Source organism: Paraburkholderia podalyriae, from assembly GCF_014397785.1.
GTDB lineage: Bacteria > Pseudomonadota > Gammaproteobacteria > Burkholderiales > Burkholderiaceae > Paraburkholderia > Paraburkholderia podalyriae.
Window position 1 is genome coordinate 1 of sequence record NZ_VZQQ01000134.1, and the last position, 6,534, is coordinate 6,534.

Annotated in this window: 13 protein-coding genes and 1 pseudogene; 2 read left to right on the plus strand and 12 right to left on the minus strand. The window is 57.1% G+C overall.

Annotation, left to right across the window (positions count from 1 at the left end):
• A pseudogene (locus F6X42_RS43620) lies at window positions 1–203 on the plus strand (IS4 family transposase); the annotation flags it as partial.
• Window positions 204–260: 57 nt separating this feature from the next.
• On the opposite strand, the gene F6X42_RS41200 reads toward F6X42_RS43620, so the two are convergent.
• The 11 genes from F6X42_RS41200 to F6X42_RS41250 form a co-directional block, all read right to left on the minus strand.
• Window positions 261–1,169 (minus strand): AbiTii domain-containing protein, encoded by a 909-nt coding sequence (locus F6X42_RS41200; protein WP_187639518.1) that lies wholly within the window; start codon window positions 1,167–1,169, stop codon window positions 261–263.
• Window positions 1,170–1,212: 43 nt separating this feature from the next.
• Window positions 1,213–1,455: a hypothetical protein gene (locus tag F6X42_RS41205; protein ID WP_187639519.1), complete on the minus strand. Its 243-nt coding sequence runs from the start codon at window positions 1,453–1,455 to the stop codon at window positions 1,213–1,215.
• A 238-nt stretch (window positions 1,456–1,693) separates the two neighbouring features.
• A complete protein-coding gene (locus F6X42_RS41210) occupies window positions 1,694–2,032 on the minus strand; it encodes a hypothetical protein (protein WP_187639520.1) in 339 nt (112 codons plus the stop codon).
• A gap of 19 nt (window positions 2,033–2,051) precedes the next feature.
• On the minus strand, window positions 2,052–2,378 hold the full coding sequence (locus F6X42_RS41215; RefSeq protein WP_187639521.1) for a hypothetical protein: 327 nt from the start codon (window positions 2,376–2,378) through the stop codon (window positions 2,052–2,054).
• A 42-nt stretch (window positions 2,379–2,420) separates the two neighbouring features.
• Window positions 2,421–2,630, minus strand: coding sequence for a hypothetical protein (locus F6X42_RS41220; RefSeq protein WP_187639522.1), 210 nt, complete (start codon window positions 2,628–2,630; stop codon window positions 2,421–2,423).
• 41 nt (window positions 2,631–2,671) lie between these two features.
• Window positions 2,672–2,887 (minus strand): hypothetical protein, encoded by a 216-nt coding sequence (locus F6X42_RS41225; RefSeq protein WP_187639523.1) that lies wholly within the window; start codon window positions 2,885–2,887, stop codon window positions 2,672–2,674.
• A gap of 60 nt (window positions 2,888–2,947) precedes the next feature.
• A complete protein-coding gene (locus F6X42_RS41230) occupies window positions 2,948–3,796 on the minus strand; it encodes a hypothetical protein (protein WP_187639524.1) in 849 nt (282 codons plus the stop codon).
• Between the two features lie 13 nt (window positions 3,797–3,809).
• The gene (locus F6X42_RS41235; protein WP_246530520.1) at window positions 3,810–4,178 is read right to left on the minus strand and encodes a DUF2471 family protein; all 369 of its coding nucleotides are present in this window, start codon (window positions 4,176–4,178) and stop codon (window positions 3,810–3,812) included.
• 85 nt (window positions 4,179–4,263) lie between these two features.
• Entirely contained in the window at window positions 4,264–4,593 is a 330-nt protein-coding gene (locus tag F6X42_RS41240) for a DUF3876 domain-containing protein (RefSeq protein WP_246530521.1), read from the minus strand.
• Window positions 4,594–4,695: 102 nt separating this feature from the next.
• Window positions 4,696–5,094 (minus strand): type II toxin-antitoxin system VapC family toxin, encoded by a 399-nt coding sequence (locus F6X42_RS41245; protein ID WP_187639526.1) that lies wholly within the window; start codon window positions 5,092–5,094, stop codon window positions 4,696–4,698.
• Window positions 5,091–5,336: an AbrB/MazE/SpoVT family DNA-binding domain-containing protein gene (locus F6X42_RS41250; protein WP_187639527.1), complete on the minus strand. Its 246-nt coding sequence runs from the start codon at window positions 5,334–5,336 to the stop codon at window positions 5,091–5,093. Before F6X42_RS41250 ends, F6X42_RS41245 begins: the two co-directional genes overlap by 4 nt.
• A 45-nt stretch (window positions 5,337–5,381) precedes the next feature.
• Here F6X42_RS41250 and F6X42_RS41255 point away from each other — a divergent pair, with 45 nt between their 5' ends.
• Window positions 5,382–5,558 carry a hypothetical protein gene (locus F6X42_RS41255; RefSeq protein WP_187639528.1) on the plus strand — a complete coding sequence of 59 codons (177 nt, stop codon included), beginning with the start codon at window positions 5,382–5,384 and terminating at the stop codon, window positions 5,556–5,558.
• Between the two features lie 159 nt (window positions 5,559–5,717).
• On the opposite strand, the gene F6X42_RS41260 is transcribed toward F6X42_RS41255, so the two are convergent.
• A complete protein-coding gene (locus tag F6X42_RS41260; RefSeq protein ID WP_187639529.1) occupies window positions 5,718–6,290 on the minus strand; it encodes a hypothetical protein in 573 nt (190 codons plus the stop codon).
• Window positions 6,291–6,534 lie beyond the last annotated feature (244 nt).

The following is a 6,534-nucleotide window of genomic DNA, read 5'->3' on the forward strand; positions in this document are numbered from 1 at the left end:
TTCTTGATCAACTCGTCAGAGATACGGCGCGCACCGCACAGGCGCCGCCTCTGTCACGTAGCCTCATCAAGCTCGCCCAACTGGGCGGCTATCTCGCACGCGCCAACGATCCTCCGCCCGGCAATAAGGTCATCTGGCGCGGCATGCATCGTCTTGTCGACATCCAGATTGGATACTCGTTGGGGCGTGAAAATAGTGGGTAATCACAAGCGGCTACCGGCCGGTACGGAGCGATCGCGCGCCAGATGCTTTTCCGATGGCTAGTTGTTGATGCCATAGTAATGGGAGATAGCGCTGGCCAAGACGCCCCCAGCTGCCTGCATTCCGATATTCCATGAGGCGCTTCCAGCTTTGGCTATCATGCCGCCGATCCACTGACGGACTTTGGGGCCGTACTGACTTTCGGAGTCTACTGGGCCGTCCTGCCCGACCGCCCCTTTAAGCTCTGCGATGTCGTCGTCGTCGACTCCGTTTTCTTTCAAGACTCGCGCGAGTGACGAAAAGTCGTTCTTCGTGACGGTGTTCGCGAGCTGCGATTGCGATCCGCTTCCGATGTTGATGTTGATGTTGTCGCCGAACACTGCACCTTTGAACATTTGCGCTACCCCTAACTGTTTCGATAATTGTTTGATGTTCGAACTCGCCACGTCGTCAGGCAGTCGGTCATCAAGCTGCAGCATCAGGTCCAGCAGGCGAGAACGAACCTCTACGATTATTTGCCGATAGCTGCCTATACCGTGCTTTCCCCAAGCCCGCAACACTACGAAGCCCCCTGCCAAGCCACGCTGTAGAGCTGGATAGAACTCAGGCTTGAGCGCCAGCGAGAGCTCGCCATCCCTGTGTGCGTAATCTTCCACGACCGCAATGCTGTCACGCACTTCCGAGGTTTCGAGAAAGTCTCGCATCCCCTGTTCTAAATGACGGGTCGGGAGGCGTTGGCCGTTGTGAACTTGGAAGCCGTTCGTGACCTGGCCAAACACTGCCATTGGCATTCTTCGGTACACCGGCAGATCAGCATCCCCCGCATAACCTTGCAGTTCCGCATCGACCCATGCCTTTAGCTCGTTTTCTCCCAAACGGTGAGCGAGCACTTTCGACTTATAGAGTGCCTCGCTTACACTTGGAGTGTTCCCGCTGAGCAGGTCAATAATTTCGTCAATCACTTGCATGGGTCTTCGGTCGCCTCCGCGATCTTCATCGTCTTTTCCGTTGTCAGTTGACGCGTCGCGGCTTGTGCGCGCCGAGCCGGTAGTTTGTGTCGATCCAGTGCTTCGCCCATTCGATGCCGCGCTCGTAGGCTTGCCATCGATAGACCCGGTTGCCGAGGTCAGAGAACACGAAGCGCTCGCCGTCATCGCGCTCGATCACCACGCCCGCCTGAAAAAGCCGCTGCTTCGCGAGGATGATCGGGGACGCCTCGATTTTCCAGCCGTCATACTCCGCGAACCGCTTCATCGCAACCTCCACACCTACGCTAGGCGCAGCTTCAATTCCAACGTACCCCGCAGCGCTTTTCTTTCCGATCGGTGTCGTAGTAGACCTTGCTAGAAGGGCAGAATGTTGGATCGGTTGGATCATTCCATTTATCGTACGCCCACAATGTTAACCAAAAGCCGAGGCAGACAGCCGCGACAACCAAGATGCTGATGAGCAGCCGTACGATTGTTCTGCTGACCTTCATCGCTTTCCGTTGTTATCGGCTTGCGGCGTCCAGCGCCGCGCGAAGGGTGAGAGTCCGGTCAGGCGACTCGATCTCGCCGAAGATTGGATCGTCCCCAGCGTTTGCGGCTCGGAACGCGTAATCGACAGCCAGCTTGGATTGACCAGCGCCGTAATAAGCGATGGCGTGCCGGAAGTTGGTGTCTTCGGATTCGCTTGCATCACGCCCTTGGGCATCAAGCTGATCGAGCAGCCGTTCAATGAGCCGAAGGGAATACACGCGTTGCTCTGCCGCGTCGTCCGTCGTGAACTCACCGTTTGCGATGAAGTCCAGTCCCGAAAGCGCTGCGTTGAAATTTAGCTTGCCAGCCATGATTCCGTTTTCCTTTTGGTCACGGCTTATGTTCTGGCCGATAGTCGATCGACAGTGCGAGTGTTGACGCGAGCTTCATCGCACCGGTCGCGCTCGAAATTGTCCACGTTGCGACATTACGGTGCGGCATGTCCGGTTGGCCGCGTTGCGTCCAATGCCGCACGGTGCCATCTTCCTCAACGCTGATTGCATCGAGGCCACCGAATAGGAGGGTGTCCGCCTTCGCTCCGATCGGACTGTGTGCATTTACCCATACCGGCGGCGTCCCCGATCTCGCAAACTCCTCGACAAGCCAGTTCGTGACGTCAAACACGCGCTTGCCTTGATTGCCTTCATCTGTTGCCATAGTCGTTTTAGTTTTCCTACAGTTCGTGACTCGCGAGCCACATCAGCGCGCCGTTGCTTTCGCTGCCCGCGATAGCGGTCCAAGTGTGGCCCTGCTCATCGACCGCGATGCATCCAGGTCTTCACTTTGCTCGGCCGCGAGCGGGTCTTGTATTACAGTGAACCCGTGCTTGCGCAGCGATCTGATGGCGACGATCAAGTTCGTTGCCCAGCGCTCGCGCTCGCCGTCGATTGTCTGTTCCAAAGGGTGCATATCTTTTTTCCTTGTCCAGCGACTGAGGCCGCTTTTCCGAGTTACAGATTGTTCGCTGCAACGCGCCGCTTCGCCTCGGCAATCGCCGCTGCGTCAGCATCCGCTTTCGCAATACCGCGAACCGGCTGCAATGCGACGCGTGTACTGTCGCCAGAAGGTGAATCAACAACGGCCAACGGAAACCAGTGCCCTGGCATATCGCTGTTCTCATATGACGCGGGAACGATGCTGTGCTCTCGGTATTGGATGGTGGTCATGTCGCTTTCCTTTCGATCCGTCGTTATTGCTCAATGCCGTGTCGCATCATCCGTTTCCACTCAACGCCGCTTTGATTCAAGGCGATGATGCTCGTCTAGCAAGTAATTAAGGTAGCTGCGAGTCAAATTACAGAATAGGCGCGCTTCGCTTTCTGTTAGTTCTCGCGGGTCAGTCAGCACCGTCCCGTGCCTTACGCCGCCTTTGGATGGCGACGAGAGGTAGCTATGTAGGGTTTCCATCCAGCCCATCGCAACGGCAAGCACTCGATCCCGGTTGAATCGTTTCAAGTCAGCGATGATCCGGTTGAAATACTTCGCAGTCACTGTACCGTCACCGTGCTCGCTGCCTGAAAATGCAGTCGATACCGTTTCGAGAAGCCAAAGTATTTCCTGCACGGCGAGTCGGTATTTACCGCTGTTCAGCAGGCTTTCCGATTCCGCCAGCGACCGTTGAACGAGTTCGTTGGCCTCCGCGTCGAGAGACGGCACGTTGGGAGGCACTTGCACCGGCAACGCAACTCGTCCAACCACGAGATTGGGGGGCTGGATAGCGTAGCCGCTCGGTGCGAGGACACTGTTCACATGCCCCCAGGGGGGAGTACCCAACAGAGGATTGCGACCATAAATGTCCATCATCGCGTCATGCAGCGCTTCCACGAACATAGGCGCGTTTGCCGCTGCACCTCGCATGTAGGAACGTAAATCACTCTCGGCCCAGCTTTCACTAGAACTACGGCTGGCCGTTTGACCTTGCGCATGCGCGAAACGCCGCTTGAAGGTTTCCAGGAGATCTTGTCTGCTTCCATCGAAAGGAGCGGGTGCGATAATTTTGTTGAGAATGTCCTCAACGATTTCTGGTGGCATCTCCCCTGGCGACGCGAAACGCCAACTGCTGTCAAAGTAAAGCATGTGTTTTCCGTTATCAGTTGACGCGATTCCATTCGGCGTAAATCGCACCGAATACAGACGGAACAACGTCGTGGCCTTCGAACGAGACTGATCGGTCGTCTTTTGGATAGCCCATCGCGGGTGAAGCCCGCAGCATGCCGAGCATTCGAGTGCTATGTTTGCCCGTAGAGGCTACTTCAGCGAGAACTTCGGACTCGATTTGATGAATCAGCGCCCAAGTCAACGTACCGGCCGCTCGATGGCGTAGCACGGCGGCGGGCACCGCTTCTTTGAGATCCGCATCAGCGGCATACAACGCGTCCATTCTCTCTCCGTTTTCCTGAGTGCGGGCGGAGCCGCTTTTCCGACTATTCGGGTTCGGTTTGTAGCGCGCCTGCATCATCGCTGCCGCCGTCTTGCTGACCGCTGAGCCCAGAGTCGCGAGACGCGCTATCGCAGCTTCGAGAACTTGCTTCTTCTTTGCCGGGTTATTTGACGCGAGTCAGCTCGGCACTGCCGCCCATGGTCGGCATTAGCAGCGTGTCGTGCTCCTTGTCGTAGCCGACATTTGCTGTACCGAAACCCGTCGCGACCTGGAGCACACCTTTTTGGTACGTTGCGGGAATCTTGTCAGTCTTCGTGCCGCCCACCCACTGGTTAGGATGCGTGTCCGCGATGAGAAAGCCGTCACCATTCTTCGTGATCTCGACCGCTTCCTTGCGCCCCGAGTTCTCCCATTTGCCAATGAACTCGTCACCATCTTTTTTGCCGCAGCCGCCCAGCACGCCCATCGAACCAACGGCCAACGTAATAATCAAACCCCGTACCATATGTGCCTCTTTGTCTTATGACCGGCTACCGCCGGCGTGTTGGACGCTCGCGCGCCGGATGCTTTTCCCGTTTATCGGCTCGCGCCGTGACTACTTAATCAACTGCATCCCAACGACCTTCGAAGCCGTCACGTCGAAAGTGGCCGTGTACTCGCACTCGGCGACATGACCGGACCGCTCGATAAGGCAGTCCGCGAAATCCGCCTTGTCTGACGCCGCGAAGACGCGAAGTGCCTTTCGCACCGTGTCCGCACTTTCCAGAACCAGTTCCTTCGTGCCAAGCATGGATTCGATGATGTCCTTCATCTGCTCTCGCTCGACGCCGTAGCAGCGCCCCAGCACCCACACTACCTCGACTAGCGCAACCTGCGAAACATAGCCCGGCCGCTCGGCCGAAAAGGATTCCATGAGCGCCGTTGCCTTTTTCGACTGCGCCGCGTCATCCTGCGCGAAGTAGCGGACCAACACGTTTGTATCCAGTCCGATCATCGTGCCGATGCTCCCTGCTCGGCGATGGCGCGGTTCATGTCCTCAATCGAAACCGGTTTGGCAGGCTTCTTCACAATGCCCTTGAGCGACGCGAGCGACCGAGTGGCCGGATAGACCTCGTACCGGCCCGTTTGCTCGTTGAAGCTGAATTCGATCCGGTCGCCGGATTCCAGGCCAAGCTGGTTGCGCACGTCCACCGGGATCGTGACCTGGCCCTTCGATGTGATGGTTGCTGCTGTCATTGTGATCCTCCATGTATCCCTTACTTTATGGTAAGGCGACGAAAAATGCAAGGGCAAAATGGACATCCGCCGCGCGATTCGCAGCCCTCAAAGCACCCCGCTCACAATTGCCGACAGGCGCACCGGATCGCCTTCGACAAGGTTCTTAACGGCAGTCATGCGGCCTCGGGCGAGAATCCTGCCGCCGCCGAGGGAGGCGATGCGGTCGAAAAAGATGTGTGAGCGGACTCCGCCCCGGGGGAAGACCCCCACGTCCCAATGAGCCGGTTGGGGCGCACCTAGGCGCGCGATGTGGGCCTCTAATTGAGCCGTCTTTGCGGGGCCAGCGAGTATCTCGACAGTGTCGCGACACTGGCGCATCAACGGCGCATCAACGGCGCGTCAACGGCGCTTCAATTTGTTGCCGAGTTCGATGTCGAGTTGATAAAGGATCCGATCCGCGCTTTCAAAGGGCAATTCTGGCGAGCAAATCGCGCGCAGATCGTCCAAATATTCGAAGTAGTGATCGGCTGCGGCTTCGATATATTCGGCGACCCTCGACGCCGACTTGTTGGGCGCCGCTGCGTGTCCCGGCCCCCAAAGCATGCGAGCCGCCCGCTCATCGTAAATTTGAAATGCTTTCGGATTGACAAACCGCAGAAACGTCGATGTCATTGGCAACTGAATGCCCCTGCAAGCCAACATCGCGCACAAGGTCTTTTTCGCACCGCGGTGGACCCCGGGCGCCATGTCTTTGAGTGCCCACAACTCAGCCAGAAGCTCATCGCTCAACACGGGATACCGATTCACTTTCCAGAGCGCGATTTCAAACAGCCGCTGCTGATTGAGGCCGTCGTTTGGCGTGTTGTCGATCTTCGCCGTGATCTCCGGCAAGTATTTGTATTTCGCCATAAGATCGGCTGGGTTGTCTCCCCATACATATTTGTGGCGTTCCCGAAAAGTGGCGGCGTCCATTTGATGTTCCTGCTTGTTCTAAGGTGGCGTTGGGTGAAGGCGCCATCAAGAGCGGCTCGGCATGGCTCGTGGGCCGCTTTGAATCGCCTAATAAGGGCGCGCGCTTTTCGAATGGCCCCTTAGCAGGCTGCGGAAATACACCCCTCCAAAAGCAACGTCCATCGCTCTGCGCGGCTACCGCCGCGCAATTTTCTGCATTACGAAATTTCAACGTGAATCCAGCTTATTTTTCGACAGTTTGAGG

What these genes read in the sequence shown, in the direction of transcription:
- F6X42_RS41260 (WP_187639529.1), bottom strand. Translation starts at nt 6,290, where the DNA reads ATGGACGCCGCCACTTTTCGGGAACGCCACAAATATGTATGGGGAGAC.
- F6X42_RS41210 (WP_187639520.1), bottom strand. Translation starts at nt 2,032, where the DNA reads ATGGCTGGCAAGCTAAATTTCAACGCAGCGCTTTCGGGACTGGACTTC.
- F6X42_RS41225 (WP_187639523.1), bottom strand. Translation starts at nt 2,887, where the DNA reads ATGACCACCATCCAATACCGAGAGCACAGCATCGTTCCCGCGTCATAT.
- F6X42_RS41230 (WP_187639524.1), bottom strand. Translation starts at nt 3,796, where the DNA reads ATGCTTTACTTTGACAGCAGTTGGCGTTTCGCGTCGCCAGGGGAGATG.
- F6X42_RS41235 (WP_246530520.1), bottom strand. Translation starts at nt 4,178, where the DNA reads ATGATGCAGGCGCGCTACAAACCGAACCCGAATAGTCGGAAAAGCGGC.
- F6X42_RS41250 (WP_187639527.1), bottom strand. Translation starts at nt 5,336, where the DNA reads ATGACAGCAGCAACCATCACATCGAAGGGCCAGGTCACGATCCCGGTG.
- F6X42_RS41215 (WP_187639521.1), bottom strand. Translation starts at nt 2,378, where the DNA reads ATGGCAACAGATGAAGGCAATCAAGGCAAGCGCGTGTTTGACGTCACG.
- F6X42_RS41205 (WP_187639519.1), bottom strand. Translation starts at nt 1,455, where the DNA reads ATGAAGCGGTTCGCGGAGTATGACGGCTGGAAAATCGAGGCGTCCCCG.
- F6X42_RS41220 (WP_187639522.1), bottom strand. Translation starts at nt 2,630, where the DNA reads ATGCACCCTTTGGAACAGACAATCGACGGCGAGCGCGAGCGCTGGGCA.
- F6X42_RS41255 (WP_187639528.1), top strand. Translation starts at nt 5,382, where the DNA reads ATGCAAGGGCAAAATGGACATCCGCCGCGCGATTCGCAGCCCTCAAAG.
- F6X42_RS41245 (WP_187639526.1), bottom strand. Translation starts at nt 5,094, where the DNA reads ATGATCGGACTGGATACAAACGTGTTGGTCCGCTACTTCGCGCAGGAT.
- F6X42_RS41200 (WP_187639518.1), bottom strand. Translation starts at nt 1,169, where the DNA reads ATGCAAGTGATTGACGAAATTATTGACCTGCTCAGCGGGAACACTCCA.